This window comes from Sagittula stellata E-37 (genome assembly GCF_039724765.1).
Classification (GTDB): Bacteria; Pseudomonadota; Alphaproteobacteria; order Rhodobacterales; family Rhodobacteraceae; genus Sagittula; species Sagittula stellata.
In genome coordinates this window covers 102,870-119,018 of sequence record NZ_CP155730.1, presented here as the reverse complement: position 1 = coordinate 119,018, position 16,149 = coordinate 102,870, and the positions used below count along the sequence as shown (strand labels likewise).

Below are 16,149 nucleotides of genomic sequence, written 5' to 3'. Positions count from 1 at the left end.
GAAGGTCCGTGTCTTGGGCCAGGACTGCGCGGAAGGACGGGCCGCACTTATGAAGAAACGCCCGCGCCACGTTGCCTGAGAGGCACGACCCTGAAATTCACATCCCGGACCGGTCTCATCGGCTTCGGGGCAACACTGGAGACATCACATGTTCACCGAAGAACAGAAGTCCTTTCGCGATATGCTGCGCAAGGTCACCGAAAAGGAAGTCGCGCCAATTGCGTCAAGGATCGACGAGACCGATGAATTTCCGTACGAGCTGGCCGAGTTGTTCGGTGAGCTGGGCCTGCTGTCACTCTGGGTGCCAGAGGAATACGGCGGGGCGGGCGGCGACCTGACCACCGTCTGCATCGCCAAGGAGGAGCTTGGCCGCGCGTCGCTGACGGCCTCGGCCCTGGCTGCGAACAATTCCATCGGTCTGATCCTGCCCGTGCTGCACATGGGAACCGAAGAGCAAAAGCAGAAGTACCTTCCGATCTCGGCCTCCGGCAAGGTCATCACGGCGATCGGCATGACCGAGCCCGGCACCGGATCGGACGTGCGTTCGATGAAGACCTTTGCGAAGAGGCAGGGCAACGATTCCTATGTCATCAATGGGCAGAAAAGCTGGATCACGTGGGGCGGGGTTGCCGACTACGTGCTCGTTTTCGCCAAGACTTCCGAGGGCACCTCGTCGGACTCGATAAGCGCCTTCCTAGTGGACACGAAAACTCCCGGCTTCCGCGTCGGTCGCAAGGAACGCAAGATGGGCCGCAACGGCGCGCCGAACCACGAGTTGTTCTTCGAGGACATGGTGGTCCCGGCGGATTGCATGCTCGGTGAGGAGGGAACCGGGTTCAAGGGTTGCATGAAGATCCTCGATCTCAACCGGCCGACCGTCGCGGGATCCTCTCTGGGTCTCGCACAGGGCGCGCTCGACACGGCGCTGGCCTTTGCGAAGGAGCGGGTCCAGTTCGGGCGCGCCGTTTCCCAGTTTCAGGGCATGCAGTTCAAGTTCGCGGATATGCACATGAAGACCGAAGCGGCGCGGGCGCTGCTCTATTCGGTCTGTGCCGAGATCGACTCGGGCGATCACAGCCGTCTGGCTATGCTCGGGGCCGTGTCCAAGTGCTATGTCACGGACGTGGCCATGGAAGTCACAACCGAAGCAGTGCAGGCCATGGGCAGCGCGGGCTATTCCAAGGAATACCCGGTCGAGCGGATGATGCGCGACGCCAAGCTGAACCAGATCCTCGAGGGGACCAACGAGATCCAGCGCATGATCATCGGGCGCAACCTGGCGGCGGCGTGAGGAGAGATCATGACACGTGACACTGTTCACCGCGTCGCGCTCGTCACCGGGAGCGGTCGCGGCATCGGTCGGGTCATTGCGGCAGCGCTTGCAGCCGAGGGCTGCCATGTCTGGTGCCTCGACCTGAAGGAAGACGACCTGAAGGAAACCGTCGGCGCGATCCGCGACGCCGGTGGTCAGGCGGAGTACCGCGTTCTTGACATAAGCGACCGCGCCGCCGTGCACGAGGGCGTGGCGGCCATCTCGGAGGAAGGTGGGCGTATCGACATCCTGGTGAACAACGCCGCCTGGATCCGGTACGAACCTCTTGCCGATGTCGAGGAGCGCGCCCTGGATCGAATGCTGAACGTGGGCGTCAAGGGCATGATCTGGATGTGCCAGGCGGTCGAAGGGCCGATGGCCGCTGCCGGTGGCGGCGCCATCGTCAACATCTCGTCCTCCGCCGGCATTCGCGCGACCCCGAACTCGATTGGGTATTGCGCGGTCAAGGCCGCTGTGACCGGCATCACCCGGCAGCTTGCCACGGACCTCGGCGCCCGAGGCATCAGGGTCAACGGCGTCGCGCCAGGATTCATCGAGACCCCCGCCGCCGTGAAGAACATCGGCGAGGAAGGCGTTCGGAAACGGTTGGCCGTCACGCCTCTGGGCCGGGCGGGACAGCCGCAGGATATCGCGGACCTGGTCGCATATCTTGCCAGCGACAAGGCGGCTTATGTCACCGGCGAGGTCATCCTGGCCGACGGCGGCCGCGCCAATGCGGCCATGTGAGGAGATGACATGACCACGCAACAAGCCGAAGACCGCCCCTTGTTGGGGATCCGCATCGTCGATTTCACGACCTTCATGGCGGGCCCCTACTGCACCCGTTATCTGGCCGACATGGGGGCGGAAGTGATCAAGGTCGAGGCTTCGGGCGGCGACTTCATCCGCACCCAAAAACCGATGCGCGATGGTGCCAGCACCTATTTCGGCCACCTGAACGCGGGCAAGAAAAGCGTCGTGCTAGACCTGAAGAACCCGCAGGACGTGGACGCGGTGCGTCGGCTGATCGCCACGGCCGACGTGGTGGTCGAGAACTTCCGGCCCGGGGTGATGAAGCGCATGGGATTGGATCATCAGACCCTGCGCCGCGATCAGCCAGCGCTGATCTACTGCTCCATCTCGGGCTTCGGCCAGCAGGGCGAGGGCGCCGAGCGTCCCGCCTTCGCCCAGATCATCCAGGCGACCTCGGGCTACGACCTGGCCAACCTGTCCTACCAGGTGGGTCGCGACATCGACCGCCCGATCAACCCCTTGTTCTTCTTCGCGGACGTGCTGTCGGCGGTCTACGGGCTGGGCGCCATCGCGAGCGCGCTTTACCAGCGCACGCGCACCGGCGAGGGGCAGCATATCGACCTGTCCTTGATGGAATGCATGATGAACATGATGCCCTACGAGGTGCAGGAGGCGCAGTTTCCGACCGGGGCCATGCGCCCGATCTACCGGCCCCTGCGCACGTCGGACGGCTTTGTCATCCTGGTGCCGAACACGCAGCGCAACTTCGAAAACCTGTGCGCCTCCATCGGTCGCCCCGACTTGGCGAACGACCCCGACTTCGCCACCCCGCAGGCACGCGGCAGCCATCTCGACCGGCTGTTTGACGAGGTCGAAAAGTGGACGGCCGAGCGCACGTCGAAGGCCTGCGAGGAAAAGCTTGTTGCGGCCTCGGTGCCCTGTGCGCGCTACCGCACCGTCAGCGAAGCGATGCAGGACCCGCAGCTTGCGCTGCGGCAGGCGTTCCAGAAGGTCGTGGACAAGGGCGGCGCCTTCCTGGTGCCCAACCTGCCCTTCAGGATGACAGGAAGCAGCGTCACCGTGCGGCCGCATGTGCCCGAACTGGGCGAGTGCGACATCGAGGACCTGATCGCCGGTTCCTGACGGGCCGGCAACCCTCTGCCGGGCGGATGATGGCGTCCGGGAAAGCGCCTGGATCCTGCTGCGGGTGATGTCGCGTCCGTGTGCCATCGGGTGCGCTCTGCTGACGTCCGGCCAAAAGACGGTTCTCCTGCCGGGTCGGCGTGCCGAACCGGGCCCGCTGGCTGTCTTCAGCGATCAAGCTTCTTTCACTGGGCGTCGATCTCATCGTAACGCGCATTGGCGGCGAGCGCCTTGTTGGCCGCCGACTGGCCGGCGAGGCGTCCGAAGACCGCCGATTTGCCCATGGCCGATCCGCTCATGTAGCCCTTGCCATGAAAGCCGCCCAGGACCTCTCCGGCGGCGTAGAGGTCGCAGATTGTGGTGCCGTCGACCCTGCGGACCTGAAGGTCGGCTCCGGTCCGCAGCCCCGAATAGGTACTGAAGAGCCCCGAGGTACAGGGGTAGGCGTAAAACGGCGCCTGGTCGATCCGACGCGGCGCGCCGTAGCCCATGCCGAGCGTCGTGCGTCCGAAGGCATCCGGCTGCGAGCCGTCGCAGGCGGCGTTGTAGGCGGAGACCGCAGCGGTCACCGCCTCGGCCGGAAGTCCGGCCGCGTCGGCCAGCGCCTCGATCGTGTCGGCCCGGATCAGCACCCCGGCGGCCTCGGCGGCGCGGTAGTTGTGGGTGCGGGGGGCCTCTCGCGATTCCGCCATGACCTGCGAGTCGAAGATCTGGAAGGCCAGCGCATCGGGCTGCTTCAGGCAGGCGTCGCCCAGCACTTTGTAGGAGGCCGACTCCGCAATGAAGCGCTGCCCCTCGCGGTTCACGGCTATGGCGCCGCGATACATCGCATGCAACAGGGCGCGGTCGTCCTCGAACGCGGCGCGGCCCGACCCCGGGTAATCGGGATAGGCGATACCGAAGGTCGCCTTGGCATAGCCCATGTCGGCCATGTCGGCGCCAAGCGCCCAGGCCATCGTCAGGCCGTCTCCGTGCGACCCTGCCCCACCGAGGCGGAGCGCGGGGGCCTGATCGGGCGCGAAGGTCTGAACCAGCCTGTCGCTGCGGGCGAAACCGCCGGTCGCCAGGATCACCCCGCCCTTTGCGCGGATGTCGAGCGGACCGTCTGGCGTGTCGAATTCCGCACCCGCCACGGTGCCATCGGACCTCTGGATCAGTCGCCGCGCGGCATAGCCGGTGCGAAGATCGAGACCGAGTGCCGCCCCGCGCTCACGCAGGCTTTGAAAGATCTGCGCGGGCACTGCCGGGTGGCTGCGGGGCCGCGACATGTTCGAGCTGAGTTGCACCTCCTGAAAGACGACCCCGATGTCGCGCAACCAGCCGAACGTTTCGAGTTGATGCGCAACGTAGAGATCGACCATGGCAGGGTCGTTCTTGTGTCCGCCAACTTCAAGCAGGTCGGCTCTCAGTGTCTCGGCGTCGTCCTCGATTCCCTGCGTCGCCTGAAGCGGCGTGCCAGCGAAGGCGAAGGTCGTTCCGCTCAGGATCGAACTGCCGCCGTCGTGATCCATCTTCTCGGCGAGGATGACCCGTGCGCCGGCCTCCCGTGCGGCGATGGCCGCCGCGTAACCTGCCATGCCGGCTCCGATGACAAGCACGTCGGTCTGTTCAGATCGGTTTTGATCCGGCATGGGTGCCTCTCTGGTCATTGCATCATTTCAGGCAGGAAGGTGACGACGGCCGGAAATCCGATCAGAATAGCCATCACGACGACCTCTGCCAGCAGAAACCAGGTCACGCCCTTGAAGATCGAAATCAGGCTGACCTCATCGCCCATGATCCCCTTCATCACGAAGACGTTCAGCCCAACAGGTGGCGTCAGCATCCCGATCTCGATGAACTTCACCAGGATGATCCCCACCCAGATCATGTTCATGTCCGCCGCATCGAAGATCGGCAGCAGGATCGGCAGGGTCAGCAGCAGCACGCCCAGCGGGTCGAGGAAGCAACCCAGGATCAGGTAGGCGACCGATACGGCCAGGATGATCACCAGAGGGCTGGCGCCCCAGGCGATGATGACATCCGACAGCAGGTTCGGAATGCCGGTGAATGCCAGAAACCGGGTGAGCATCGCCGCGCCAATTGCGATCAGCATGAGGGCTGCCGTGCTGCGGGCGGAATCTATCAAGCTCGCCCTGAGGCCCTCCCAAGTCAGCTTGCGCTGGACCAGCCCCAGGATCAAAGCGAGCACAACACCGGCCGCGCCCGCCTCGGTCGCGGTGGTGATGCCGCTGTAGATGCCCCCGATCACGCCGATCACGAGCACCGGCAGAGGCCAGACGGGCAGCAGCAGGGCCAGCTTCTCGCGTCGTGTCATGCCATGATCTACGTCCCGCGGGGCCAGGCTCGGGTCGAGCTTGCAGCGGGTCACGATCAGCACGGCGTAGGCGAAGGCTGTCAGCAGTCCGGGCACAATACCGGCGATCAGCACCTGCCCCACAGGCACCTGGGCGAAGATGGCGAACAGAACGATCATGATGCTGGGCGGTATCACCGCGCCGAGCGTCCCCACGGCGGTCGACACCCCGGTCGCGAGGCCCGGATTGTAGCCGAGCCGCAGCATTTCGGGAACGGCGACGCGGCCAAGGGTCGCCGTGGTCGCCATGCTGGACCCGCTGGCGGCTGCAAATCCCGCCCCTGCGAAATTGGTCGCCACCGCAAGGCTACCCGGCAGCCAGGCCAGCCAGATCCGCATCGCCCGGAACAGCGCGGTCGTCATGCCCGAATGGGCCACGATCGCACCCATCAGCAGGAACATCGGAATCGCCGAGAGCGTCCAGTGCGCCACGAAGTCATATGGCAGGGATTCCAGCAAGCCAAAGGCAGCGCGGTCACCCCGGATGGCCCAGACCCCGCAGAACGAAACCACAGCCAGACAGATGCCGACCGGAAGGCGAATAGCCAGCAGGACGAACAGCCCCGCCAGTCCGATCAAGCCTATTGCCAGCGGGGTCATGGCGTTTCCATTCCGTTGCCACGGCCGGCGACGCTCCGGACGATCTGTGCCAGCAGCACGAGAACGAAGGCCACCATGGCAGCGACCAGGATCCAGCGGGACGGCCAGAGCAACAGGTCAAACTTTGCCGTAAAAGCGTATTCTTTGTGCCGAGTTGCCTCGATTGCCGAAATCCAAGCACCGCGCGTCAGCAACACGAGAAACACCAGCATCAGGCAATCCGCGATGAACTGAAGCACCTTGTTGGCTCTTGCTGGAAGCAGTTCCGCCACGAAATCAACGGTGATGTGGCCACGGCCAAGCTGCGTATAGGCAAGAGGCAGAAAGGAGATCGCGACCATGTAATAGAAAGTGCCGATCTCGAGCGTTGCGTTCAGTGGCGTGTTGAACGCATAGCGCATGACCACGCTGGCGGTGACGTGGAAGGCCGTGGCGATCAACGCCAAACAACCGATCATCATCATTGCGGCCGCAAGGGCGCGCTCAATCCGGTCTAGCCAGATCATCCTCTCCTCCTCACTTCTTCGTCGCGACCGGCGAAGCTTTCTATGTCTTCGAACCGCAGATCCACATGTGGTTCCTCCCCGGGCAGATCGGGGGGCAGAATGGCCGCTTGTGATGGGTTCGCTCCGCGCAGCGTGTCCAGCACGCCGCCCGGGTCCCCTGGGACCACGTTGCCACGCCAACCCACATGACCGTCGGGTCGAACCAGCACAAGTGCTGCCCCATAAAGATCGTGTATCTCGGCGCCTTGAGCGGAAAGGTCGTGGATCGTCAAGGGTATGCTCCGTTCGCCGGCCGCAGCGCCGAAACCGTCGGTAGAAGGAGCGTCGGCGGACAGACGCAACAGGGTCACCCCCTCGCCGAAAAGGTCAAGTGTCGATTGCCCGTCCTTGAGCCAGGCATGTGGCGCCCGGTGTCCCGGCCGGCCTGTCTGTACGTAATTCGACACGTCGTCATCCGGGTTATCGGAGCCATCGGGGCAGACCACCGGGGACTCGTAGTAGTTGAAGCCGAGATGGATCCCAATAGAGTACCACTCGGCGCGCATCGTCTCGGTGTACCAGTCGCCATAGGCCTTGCGGGCCGCGGCGCCTTCGGGGCTTGGATCGAAGGCGATCGGGTCAGGCGCCTTGGTGCGGGTCGCCAGCATTCGCTTCAGGTTTCGGTTGGCCTCGGTCACCATTCGGACCGCGACGGGCTTGCGCTCGATCGTGTAGCTTTCGAGCAGCGCCGGATCGGCCCAGCCGTCGAGAACAGCTGCAAGTTTCCACGAGAGATCCACCGCATCGGCGATCCCGGTGTTCATCCCGAAGCCGCCGGTGGGCGATGTCAGGTGGCAGGCATCTCCGGCAAGGAAGACCCGCCCCTTGCCGAAGGTTTCGGCCACAAGTGCGCGGCGGACCCAGGGCATCACGGATTCGATTTCGTACTCGAAGGGCTTGCCCATGGCGCGCAGGATAAGCTTGTGGATGTCGGCCTCTTCCAGCGTGCGCCGTTCCTGCGATCCGACATAGGAGAGGCGCCAGCGGTCGGCGCCGTCGATGGCCACGATGGTCAGCCAGGTGCCTTCCTCTCCGATGAAGATGAAGCGGTAGGCCTTGCCCTTGTCATGGAGCGACGGCAGATCTTTGCAGCGGAAGATCACGTTGGTCGTGTAGGTCAGCACCGGCTGGCCATGCATCGGGATGTCGAGCGCGCGGCGCACCGTGCTGGCGGCGCCGTCGGTTCCGACCAGATAATCCGCCGTGATCGTCTCGAGCGTGCCGTTCTTGTGCCTGAGCTCGGCAACCACTCCCTTGGCGGATTGCGTGAACGACTGCAGCTCCGTCTCATACTCGATAGTGGACTCGTCGAATTGGCGGACGAAACGCGTCAGGATCGGATCGAACATATCCTGCGGGCACCGCTCGCGCTTTTGCGGGCTCTGCTTCGGCAGCGGCTCCTCCTCCTTGGATACCATTGGCTCCCGCCCGAACTCGACGCCTGTAAAGGACTCCAGCCAGACGTTGTCCTGCGGATAGTCGCGCGGATAGGGAGACTGCTCGACCCATTCGGCGATGCCCCATCTCCGGCAGAACTCCATCGTTCTGACCCCGACCATGTCCATCTTAGGTTGCAGGATCGTGCCGTCCGTCTTTTCGATGAGCAGGCTGCGAATGCCGCGGGTCGCAAGGTCTCCGGCAAGCGAGAGGCCCACTGGCCCTGCGCCGACGATAAGTACCGGAATGTGTCGCTGTGTCATGCGCTGTCCTGTTGTGTCCTGCATCGGTGAGCCGGGGCAATCGAGTGTCATGACCCCAAGTCGAACCAATCCATAAGTTGCGCGAGCGAGAGCTGTCCAAGACCGAAACCTTAGATCCTGATATGGAGAACCTATCTATGCTTCCGGGTCCTGCCGCCATAAGATGTCCAAGGACACAAAGGACCAGCCGCAGGCTAGCAGGCGACCATGCAGGCGAGCGGCTGTGCGGACATTACGGCCAGACCACCACCTGGCCTGAAGAACCCGGGGGAGTGCGGGTTCAGGGAGGATTGATATGTCGGAACCCACAGAGGGCGGCCTTGCCGCTTTCGTAGACCCGTCGAGCACGCGTACGGACCTCTACGGAAATCTGCCCCGGATCGAGTTGCGGCAGCTGCGCTACTTCCTGGCCGTCGCCGAGGAGCTGAATTTCACCCGCGCGGCCGAGAAGATGGGCATCGCCCAACCGCCGCTCAGCCAGCAGATCCTCGTGCTGGAGCAACAACTTCGGGTGAAGCTGCTCAACCGCAGCCGCCGCCATGTCTCGCTGACACCCGAGGGCGAAGCCTTCATCCTCTACGCGCGACGCATCATAAACAATACACAGATCGCGGCCGAACTGGTCGGCGCGATCAAGCGTGGCGAAGAGGGGCCGCTTTCCGTCGCGGCCATCTTCTCGTCAATCTACACGGTTGTGCCCCAGCTCTTCGAAGCCTTTGTCGCACAGCATCCCAGGGTTCGCTTCCATCTTCAGGAAATGACCATCGGCCAGCAGCTCGTAGCCCTGCGCGAGGAACGGATCGACCTGGGCATCCTGCGCGGTCCGATCATTCATCCCGAGATAGAGACGCACACGCTCCTCGAAGAACCCTTCGTCGTGGTGGTTTCCAAAAAACATCCCCTGGCCAAGCAGACTATCCTGACCGCGGACCAGGTGTTGTCGCAACCGCTGATCCGGGTCATCCCATCGGTAAACCGCGATTACAGCCACCAGATGTTCAGTGTCTTGGCGAACCGCAACACAACGCCGAACATCGTGCACGAGGTTTCGGATACGCACACGCTCTTGGGCCTCGTTGCCGCGGGCATGGGCATTTCTATGGTGCCTGCATCGGTCAGGTCGATCCACACGGATCAACTCCGGTACATCCCGCTCCGTGAGGGCACGCCCACGTCGACGATCCAGCTTGCCTGGCTCAAGGACTCGGATTCGACAAGTCTGCCGCGCCTGGTCGACGTCGCCAAGGGTTTGCTGTTCCAGACGGATCGGGATTTGCAGGTCGAAGGCTGCGCCTGACGCCACTGAGCGACAGACGAACCTCAGATAGTTTTGGCGTATCGCTTCTGCAGGCAGTTCATATTTTCCCGATCCGCCAACGCATGGCATCTTCCCCGAACAGGGAGGAATACATGCAACATAAATTCACTTTGGGACTTGTCTTCGCCTCGACGCTGGCCACTGCCGTCAGCGCCGAAAACGTCCATATCGCCTACGGCGCCTACAGTTCGCCGACGTCCACGCTTGTCGGTCAGGGGATCATTCCCTTTATCGACGAGGCCGAGCGCCTCAGTGACGGAAGCCTGACGTTCGAACTTCTGAGCGGGGGCGCCGTCGTCGGAACACAGACGTCGCTCAGCGGGATGCGCGACGGGCTGGTCGATGGCGCGCTGATCTCGTCGATCAACTACCCCTCGGAACTTCCGCAGCAGAACATTGCGTCGAACCTTGCACCCGGGATCGCCGCGGATACGCGCGCAGTCGCCGCCGCCACGACGGAAATGAGCGTTCTCAAATGTCCTCGGTGCCGGGAAGAGCTTGAGAAATGGAACATCAAGTACCTCGGCGGCTACGGTGTTTCCTCCTATTCGCTGCTCTGCTCCGAACCCGTTTCGAAGCTTGACGATCTCCAGGGTCTCCGGGTGCGCGCGACCGGCAACTTCGGCACGCTGGCCACTGCGCTCGGCATGGTGCCCGTCAACATGACGATTACGGAAACCTATGAGGCGCTCCAGCGAGGCCAGGTCGACTGCACGCTTGGCTCCCCGGGCTGGCTGACCACCTTCTCGATGGGCGACGTGGCCAATAACGTCCTGCTGATGGGCATGGGCACGGCATTCGCCGGGCCTCTGCTCAACGTGTCGCTCGACAAATGGGACGTGCTCGACGACGCGCAGAAGGATGCGTTGAAACGTGCGGCGGCCCACGGCACCATCTCGTCCGCGGCGGCCTACGAGGCGGCTGACGACGTGGTCCTGGCGAACGCGGAGGCAAGTGGCTACACGGTCGTCGAGGCGGGGCCAGACATCCGGGCGGTGCTCGACCAGTTCTCGGCCGACACCCGCGATGCCGTTGTGGCCCAGGCAGAAGAGCGCGGCTTGCCCGACGCGGCCGAAACGGTCGATACCTTCCTGGAGCTTCTGGACAAGTGGAAGGCAATCGTCTCCGAGGCAGGCGACGACAATGAGGCAATCTCGGAGCGCCTCTACAACGATGTGCTCGTCAAGATCGACTGATCATGACCGAGACGCGCGCGCAAACCACTCCCGGCGACATCCTGTCGGACATCATGGTGGTGGACCTTACCACCATGATGGCGGGCCCACTGTGCGCGCGTTACCTCGCCGACATGGGGGCGGAGGTCGTCAAGATCGAGCCGCCGGGCGGCGACTACATGCGCTCCCGGCCACCGCTCCGAGACGGCCGCAGCGCCTATTTTGCGCAGCTCAACGCCGGCAAATCCAGCCTCCAGCTAGACCTCAAGGCGCCCGACGATATCGCCCGTCTTCAGGATCTGATAGCGCGCGCGGATGTCCTGGTCGAGAATTTCCGCCCCGGCGTCATGGATCGCCTGGGCTTCGGTTGGGAGGCTGCTAAGGCGCTGAACCCGCGGCTGGTCTACTGTTCGATCTCCGGATTTGGCCAGCAGAGCCCTTCGCGCGATCGCCCGGCCTATGCGCAGGTGATCCAAGCCTTATCGGGGTACGACATGGCCTACATGGGATACCAGAAGGATCAGGCTGCCCCGGGAAACAGCGTGCTCTTCGTCGCCGATGCCCTTGGTGCCAGCTTTGCGCTTTCCGGCATCCTCGGGGCCCTGCGCCAGCGTGACAAGGACGGCAAGGGACATCACGTCGATCTGTCGCTTATGGCAGGCATGTTCAACATGATGGTCTACGAGGTGCAGGCCGCGCAATTCCCAGCGGAGCGCCCGCGTGCGGCCTACCATCCCCTCAAAGCGCGGGACGGCTTCGTTCTGGTGGCGCCAACCACGCCGAAGAATTTTCGGTTCCTCTGTCAGGCGATGGAGCGGCCAGAGCTTGCCGCCGATCCGCGCTTCGACACGGTGGACCGCCGCTACGAAAACTGGGACAGCCTGATGCAGATCGTCCAGGACTGGACGGCCGAGCGCGAGGCGGCCGAGTGCGAGTCTATCCTGACCCGGGCCGGTGTGCCTGCCGCCTGTTACAATTCGGTCGGCCAGGCCATCAGCGACCCGGCCCTGGGTGTGCCCGCTTTCATGGCGCAACTTTCGGATGCCAGCGGTGCGCTCTCGGTGCCCCGGCTTCCCTTCTTTCTCGACCGCGCGCCCATGCCGGTCGGGCCCGGCGTGCCCGAATTGCCGGATGCCGGACGGCCTTTTCCTGTGGGGTCGGCCCCGGCCGCTGCGGGCACGGCTGCTTTTTCCAATGATGAGACCGAAAGGGATACATGATGGCAGACACCATGACCGCCGAGAACGGCGAGGCACGCGAGGCCCTGCGGGCGGATCTCAAGGCACTGAACCTTGCGATCCACCAGCCATCGGACCCGCCGCTGTTCACCAAGGTGCCGAAGCCGGCCATGCAGCCGGTGCACTGGAAGGCCGCGGACATCGCCGCCTTTCTCGATCGCATCGGCGAGCAGATCAAGCTGTCGGCCGGCGGCGTGCGCCGCACATTGCGGCTGGCGAATCCCGGGATCGACTATGGCACCACGCCGACGTTCTGGGCCTCGATCCAGTACATCCTGCCCGGCGAGATCGCTACGCCTCACCGGCACACCGCGTCGGCGTTGCGCTTCATCATGCAGGGCGAAGGGGCCGACACCATCGTCGATGGTGAGAAGTACCAGATGAACAAGGGCGATCTCGTCTTCACCCCGTCGATGACCTGGCACGATCACGAGCACAAGGGCGACAAGCCGATGGTCTGGCTCGACGTGCTGGACGTCACCTTGGTGCGCAATCTCGAAGCGGTGTTCTTCGAAGGGTCCGACGCCCAGAGGCAGGAGACGAACAAGCTGTCCGATGCCACCTTCCGGGAGTTCGGCAGCGGCATCATGCGCCCGGTGAAGCCACAGCACCGGATGTTCGACAACCCGCTTCTGGTCTATCCTGCTGAACGGGCGGAAGAGGCGGTGATGCAGGCGGCCGGGCTGGATCCGGATCCGCATGACGACACGATCCTCGAGTACATCAACCCTGTGAACGGTCAGCCGGCCTCGCGCACTGTCGGCACGCTGATGCAACGCCTGCGGCCCGGCATAAAGCTGAAGCTGCACCGTCATACCGGCAGCTCGGTCACCTACGTCCTCCGCGGCAACGGGCGGACAGTGGTCGACGGCCAGGTTTTCAACTGGGGCAAGGGCGACTTCATCGCGATCCCGCCTTGGGCCGAGCATTCCCACGAGAACCTCTCGCAGGACGAGGATTGCCTGATGTTTCAGGTAAACGACTTTCCGGTCCTCAAGGCTCTGGGCCTGTGGCGAGAAGAAGCGGCCTGAGAGAACCATGAAGATCGCACGTTTCAATGGCGGCCGGATCGGCCTGATCGAGGGCGACCATCTCGCGGATCTGACCGAGGCGGCGGGGTTGGACCCCGCTGCCTGGCCTCCGGTGGGGATGGTTCGTTTCATCGCAGAGCATGCCGAGAACCCCACCGGTATCGCCGCGCTGGCCGCGGGTGCGCCACGGCTCTCGCTCGATCAGGTTCGGCTCGACTGCCCGGTTGACTGGCCCAACAAGCTGATTGCCTTTCCGGCCAACTACCAGGCTCATATCGAAGAGCAGAAGACCGCGACCCACGGCGTGATCTCGAAATTCGCGGCGGGCGGACAGGGATTCTTCCTGAAAGCGAACTCTTCGCTCAGTGGACCGTCGGACCCGATCGTCCTTCCGCCGGTGCCGGATCGTGAAATTCACCACGAATGCGAGATCGCCATCATCATCGGCAAGGGCGGGCGTGCCATTCCGCGGGCCGATGCCCTGGATCACATCTTTGGCTATTCCTGCCTGATCGACGTGGTCATCCGCGGCAAGGAGGAGCGCGTGATGCGCAAATCCTACGACAGCTTCTGCCCGGTCGGCCCCTGGATCGTAACCGCGGACGAGATTGCCGACGTGACGGCCATCGAGACCGAGCTGACGGTGAACGGCGAGCCCCGGCAGAAAGCTTCGACGCGGGACCTGATCGTCGATATTCCGGCGATGATCGAGATGGCCTCGGCCGTCATGACGCTTTACCCCGGCGATATCATCGCTTCCGGTACGCCCTCGGGCGTCGGGCCTATCGAGGAGGGCGATCGTGTCGTCAGCCGCGTCGCGGGCGTCGGCGCGCTAGACCTCAAGGTCGTGAGGGGCGAAGCGGGCATGCACGCGGTCTGGGACAAACCGAGCGGATAAACACGAAAGGCGGAAAAGCTTCATGTATCTGAAAGCATCTTACCTGCCCCTGGGCGCGCCGGGCGATCGGCTGGCCGAGATGTGGGCCGAACCGGGGATCCTGCGCATGCCGGGTGCCCATAACGGAATGGCGGCCATCCAGGCACGGAACGCGGGCTTCTCTTCTCTGTACCTTTCCGGCGCGGCGATGACGGCCTCGATGGGCCTGCCCGATCTGGGCATCATCACGGTGGACGAGGTCTGCTTCTTTATCCGCCAGGTCTGGCGGGCTTCGGGCCTGCCGGTGCTGGTGGATGGCGACACCGGCTTTGGCGAAGCCCTGAATGTCATGCACATGGTGCGCGCCTTCGAGGACGCAGGCGCCGCCGCCGTGCAGATCGAGGACCAGGTGTTGCCAAAGAAATGCGGCCATCTGAACGACAAGAGCCTTGTCACGCCCGAAGACATGGCAGCCAAGGTCGCTGCCGCCCGCATGGCGCGCAGGTCCCTGCGCATCGTCGCGCGGACAGATGCCGCGGCGAGCGAAGGACTCGACGCGGCTATAGCCCGCGCGAAGACGTACCTGGAGGCCGGGGCTGACGCGATCTTCCCCGAAGCGCTCGGCACGCGCGAGGCGTTCCGCGCGTTCGCCAAGGCGGTCGATGCGCCACTTTTGGCCAACATGACCGAGTTCGGCCGAACGCCGGACATCACTGCCCAGGAATTCGAGGACCTAGGCTACAAGATGGTGATCTGGCCGGTTTCGACCCTGCGTGTCGCCAACCGCGCGCAGGAGAAACTGCTGAAGGTCCTCGCCCGCGACGGCAGTACGAAGGCTGCGCAGGACGACATGCAGACCCGGGCAGAGCTTTACGAGACCATCGGCCTGAACGACTTCGAGGCGCTGGACCGCAAGATCGTTCGGTCGGCCATTCCAACGATGGGGGACTAGGCCGATGGCAACGGGTCGGATCAGAGCGCTTTACATGCGCGGCGGCACAAGCCGCGCACTGATGTTCCATCGCGACGATCTTCCCGTGGCGACTGCACCGGACTATGCCGCCTGGAACCCGGTGTTCCTGGGCGCGATCGGCAGCCCGGATCCCTTTGGGAGGCAGTTGAACGGGATCGGCGGCGGCATCAGCTCGCTGTCGAAGGTCGCGGTGATCGGCCCGCCAAGCCGGCCGGATGCAGATGTGGATTACACCTTCGGCCAGGTGGGCGTGAAGGAGCCCACCGTGAGCTTTCGCGGCAATTGCGGCAACATCTCCTCGGCGGTCGGCCCCTTTGCCATCGACCAGGGGCTGGTCGCGGCCTCGGGCGACAGCGCAAGGGTGCGCATCCACAACACCAACACCGGCAAGATCATCGTTGCCGAGTTTCCCTTGCAGGACGGGGCATGGTCCGAAGAAGGCGACTTTGCCCTCGATGGCGTCGCCGGGACAGGTGCGCCCATCCGGCTGTCCTTTCTTGACCCCGGGGGGGCGACCACGGGCCGCCTGCTGCCGACCGGCACACCGCGAGAAAGGATGACGGTCGCGGGAGAGGAGATCGAGGTCTCGCTGATCGACGCGGCCAATCCGGTCTGTTTCGCCCGCGCGACCGACCTCGGCCTGACAGGCCGGGAGAGCCCGGAGGATCTTGCCGCCAATGCGGCGCTCATGTCGCGGGCGGTAAACATGCGGGTGGCCGCGGCAGTGAAGATGGGCCTCTCGCCCGACGAAGATCACGCCCGCCGGGTCCTGACGAACCTCCCGCTGGTGGCCCTGGTCTCCGCGCCCGATCCCGACAGTTCCAAGGAGGCCGGAGCCGGAATTGTCGTGCGCATGTTTTCGGCCGATCAACCGCACAAGGCGGTGCCCTTGACGGGCGCACTCTGTCTCGCCGCGGCAGGGGCGCTCCAAGGCAGTCTCGTCCAGCCTTTGATCGCCAAGGGCAGCCCACTGGTGATCTGCCATGCCAGTGGCCGCATGACCGTGGACGCCGACATCGCCACCGACGGCACGGTCACGTCGGTCTCGACTTACCGGACGGCACGCAGGGTGATGGCGGGTGAGGTGTACTACTGACCCACCTGCGTTCAGGACTTCGTTATTGGATC

General features: G+C 64.1%; 14 protein-coding genes. 10 read left to right on the top strand and 4 right to left on the bottom strand.

The genetic code is table 11. The annotated features are described in order from the left end of the window. Positions 1-148: 148 nt before the first annotated feature. From ABFK29_RS21985 to ABFK29_RS21975, 3 genes are read left to right on the top strand one after another with little or no spacing between them, the layout of a single operon-like run. A complete protein-coding gene (locus ABFK29_RS21985) occupies positions 149-1,291 on the top strand; it encodes an acyl-CoA dehydrogenase family protein (protein WP_005861977.1) in 1,143 nt (380 codons plus the stop codon). 9 nt (positions 1,292-1,300) lie between these two features. Beyond that, complete coding sequence (locus ABFK29_RS21980) at positions 1,301-2,059, top strand: SDR family NAD(P)-dependent oxidoreductase (protein ID WP_005861979.1); 759 nt, start codon at positions 1,301-1,303, stop codon at positions 2,057-2,059. 9 nt (positions 2,060-2,068) lie between these two features. After that, the gene (locus ABFK29_RS21975) at positions 2,069-3,208 is read left to right on the top strand and encodes a CaiB/BaiF CoA transferase family protein (protein WP_005861980.1); all 1,140 of its coding nucleotides are present in this window, start codon (positions 2,069-2,071) and stop codon (positions 3,206-3,208) included. A gap of 185 nt (positions 3,209-3,393) precedes the next feature. On the opposite strand, the gene ABFK29_RS21970 is transcribed toward ABFK29_RS21975, so the two are convergent. The 4 genes from ABFK29_RS21970 to ABFK29_RS21955 are packed head-to-tail and all read right to left on the bottom strand — an operon-like array spanning position 3,394 to position 8,409. Beyond that, on the bottom strand, positions 3,394-4,839 hold the full coding sequence (locus ABFK29_RS21970; protein ID WP_040604958.1) for an FAD-dependent oxidoreductase: 1,446 nt from the start codon (positions 4,837-4,839) through the stop codon (positions 3,394-3,396). Positions 4,840-4,853: 14 nt separating this feature from the next. Next, positions 4,854-6,164 carry a TRAP transporter large permease gene (locus ABFK29_RS21965; protein ID WP_005861984.1) on the bottom strand — a complete coding sequence of 437 codons (1,311 nt, stop codon included), beginning with the start codon at positions 6,162-6,164 and terminating at the stop codon, positions 4,854-4,856. Then, positions 6,161-6,670, bottom strand: a complete 510-nt coding sequence (locus ABFK29_RS21960) for a TRAP transporter small permease subunit (protein WP_005861986.1) — start codon at positions 6,668-6,670, stop codon at positions 6,161-6,163. Before ABFK29_RS21960 ends, ABFK29_RS21965 begins: the two co-directional genes overlap by 4 nt. Further along, positions 6,667-8,409, bottom strand: a complete 1,743-nt coding sequence (locus ABFK29_RS21955; protein ID WP_050772468.1) for an FAD-dependent oxidoreductase — start codon at positions 8,407-8,409, stop codon at positions 6,667-6,669. Before ABFK29_RS21955 ends, ABFK29_RS21960 begins: the two co-directional genes overlap by 4 nt. 295 nt (positions 8,410-8,704) lie before the next feature. Between ABFK29_RS21955 and ABFK29_RS21950 the strand changes: the two genes are divergently transcribed. The 7 genes from ABFK29_RS21950 to ABFK29_RS21920 all read left to right on the top strand — a co-directional run bounded on the left by ABFK29_RS21950 (position 8,705) and on the right by ABFK29_RS21920 (position 16,117). Further along, positions 8,705-9,706: a LysR family transcriptional regulator gene (locus tag ABFK29_RS21950; RefSeq protein ID WP_005861990.1), complete on the top strand. Its 1,002-nt coding sequence runs from the start codon at positions 8,705-8,707 to the stop codon at positions 9,704-9,706. Positions 9,707-9,819: 113 nt separating this feature from the next. Beyond that, the gene (locus tag ABFK29_RS21945; RefSeq protein ID WP_040604929.1) at positions 9,820-10,923 is read left to right on the top strand and encodes a C4-dicarboxylate TRAP transporter substrate-binding protein; all 1,104 of its coding nucleotides are present in this window, start codon (positions 9,820-9,822) and stop codon (positions 10,921-10,923) included. A gap of 2 nt (positions 10,924-10,925) precedes the next feature. Next, entirely contained in the window at positions 10,926-12,122 is a 1,197-nt protein-coding gene (locus ABFK29_RS21940) for a CaiB/BaiF CoA transferase family protein (protein WP_005861994.1), read from the top strand. Beyond that, positions 12,119-13,171, top strand: a complete 1,053-nt coding sequence (locus ABFK29_RS21935) for a cupin domain-containing protein (protein WP_005861995.1) — start codon at positions 12,119-12,121, stop codon at positions 13,169-13,171. Before ABFK29_RS21940 ends, ABFK29_RS21935 begins: the two co-directional genes overlap by 4 nt. A gap of 7 nt (positions 13,172-13,178) precedes the next feature. Further along, entirely contained in the window at positions 13,179-14,069 is an 891-nt protein-coding gene (locus ABFK29_RS21930) for a fumarylacetoacetate hydrolase family protein (protein WP_005861997.1), read from the top strand. Between the two features lie 22 nt (positions 14,070-14,091). Then, entirely contained in the window at positions 14,092-15,000 is a 909-nt protein-coding gene (gene prpB, locus ABFK29_RS21925) for a methylisocitrate lyase (RefSeq protein ID WP_005861999.1), read from the top strand. Between the two features lie 4 nt (positions 15,001-15,004). Further along, positions 15,005-16,117: a PrpF domain-containing protein gene (locus ABFK29_RS21920; protein WP_005862001.1), complete on the top strand. Its 1,113-nt coding sequence runs from the start codon at positions 15,005-15,007 to the stop codon at positions 16,115-16,117. Positions 16,118-16,149 lie beyond the last annotated feature (32 nt).

Excerpts from the sequence above, each read along its gene's own strand:
- ABFK29_RS21930 (WP_005861997.1), top strand. The coding sequence starts at position 13,179 with ATGAAGATCGCACGTTTCAATGGCGGCCGGATCGGCCTGATCGAGGGC.
- ABFK29_RS21985 (WP_005861977.1), top strand. The coding sequence starts at position 149 with ATGTTCACCGAAGAACAGAAGTCCTTTCGCGATATGCTGCGCAAGGTC.
- ABFK29_RS21935 (WP_005861995.1), top strand. The coding sequence starts at position 12,119 with ATGATGGCAGACACCATGACCGCCGAGAACGGCGAGGCACGCGAGGCC.
- ABFK29_RS21965 (WP_005861984.1), bottom strand. The coding sequence starts at position 6,164 with ATGACCCCGCTGGCAATAGGCTTGATCGGACTGGCGGGGCTGTTCGTC.
- ABFK29_RS21940 (WP_005861994.1), top strand. The coding sequence starts at position 10,926 with ATGACCGAGACGCGCGCGCAAACCACTCCCGGCGACATCCTGTCGGAC.
- ABFK29_RS21950 (WP_005861990.1), top strand. The coding sequence starts at position 8,705 with ATGTCGGAACCCACAGAGGGCGGCCTTGCCGCTTTCGTAGACCCGTCG.
- ABFK29_RS21955 (WP_050772468.1), bottom strand. The coding sequence starts at position 8,409 with ATGACACAGCGACACATTCCGGTACTTATCGTCGGCGCAGGGCCAGTG.
- ABFK29_RS21960 (WP_005861986.1), bottom strand. The coding sequence starts at position 6,670 with ATGATCTGGCTAGACCGGATTGAGCGCGCCCTTGCGGCCGCAATGATG.
- prpB (WP_005861999.1), top strand. The coding sequence starts at position 14,092 with ATGTATCTGAAAGCATCTTACCTGCCCCTGGGCGCGCCGGGCGATCGG.
- ABFK29_RS21980 (WP_005861979.1), top strand. The coding sequence starts at position 1,301 with ATGACACGTGACACTGTTCACCGCGTCGCGCTCGTCACCGGGAGCGGT.
- ABFK29_RS21920 (WP_005862001.1), top strand. The coding sequence starts at position 15,005 with ATGGCAACGGGTCGGATCAGAGCGCTTTACATGCGCGGCGGCACAAGC.
- ABFK29_RS21970 (WP_040604958.1), bottom strand. The coding sequence starts at position 4,839 with ATGCCGGATCAAAACCGATCTGAACAGACCGACGTGCTTGTCATCGGA.
- ABFK29_RS21975 (WP_005861980.1), top strand. The coding sequence starts at position 2,069 with ATGACCACGCAACAAGCCGAAGACCGCCCCTTGTTGGGGATCCGCATC.
- ABFK29_RS21945 (WP_040604929.1), top strand. The coding sequence starts at position 9,820 with ATGCAACATAAATTCACTTTGGGACTTGTCTTCGCCTCGACGCTGGCC.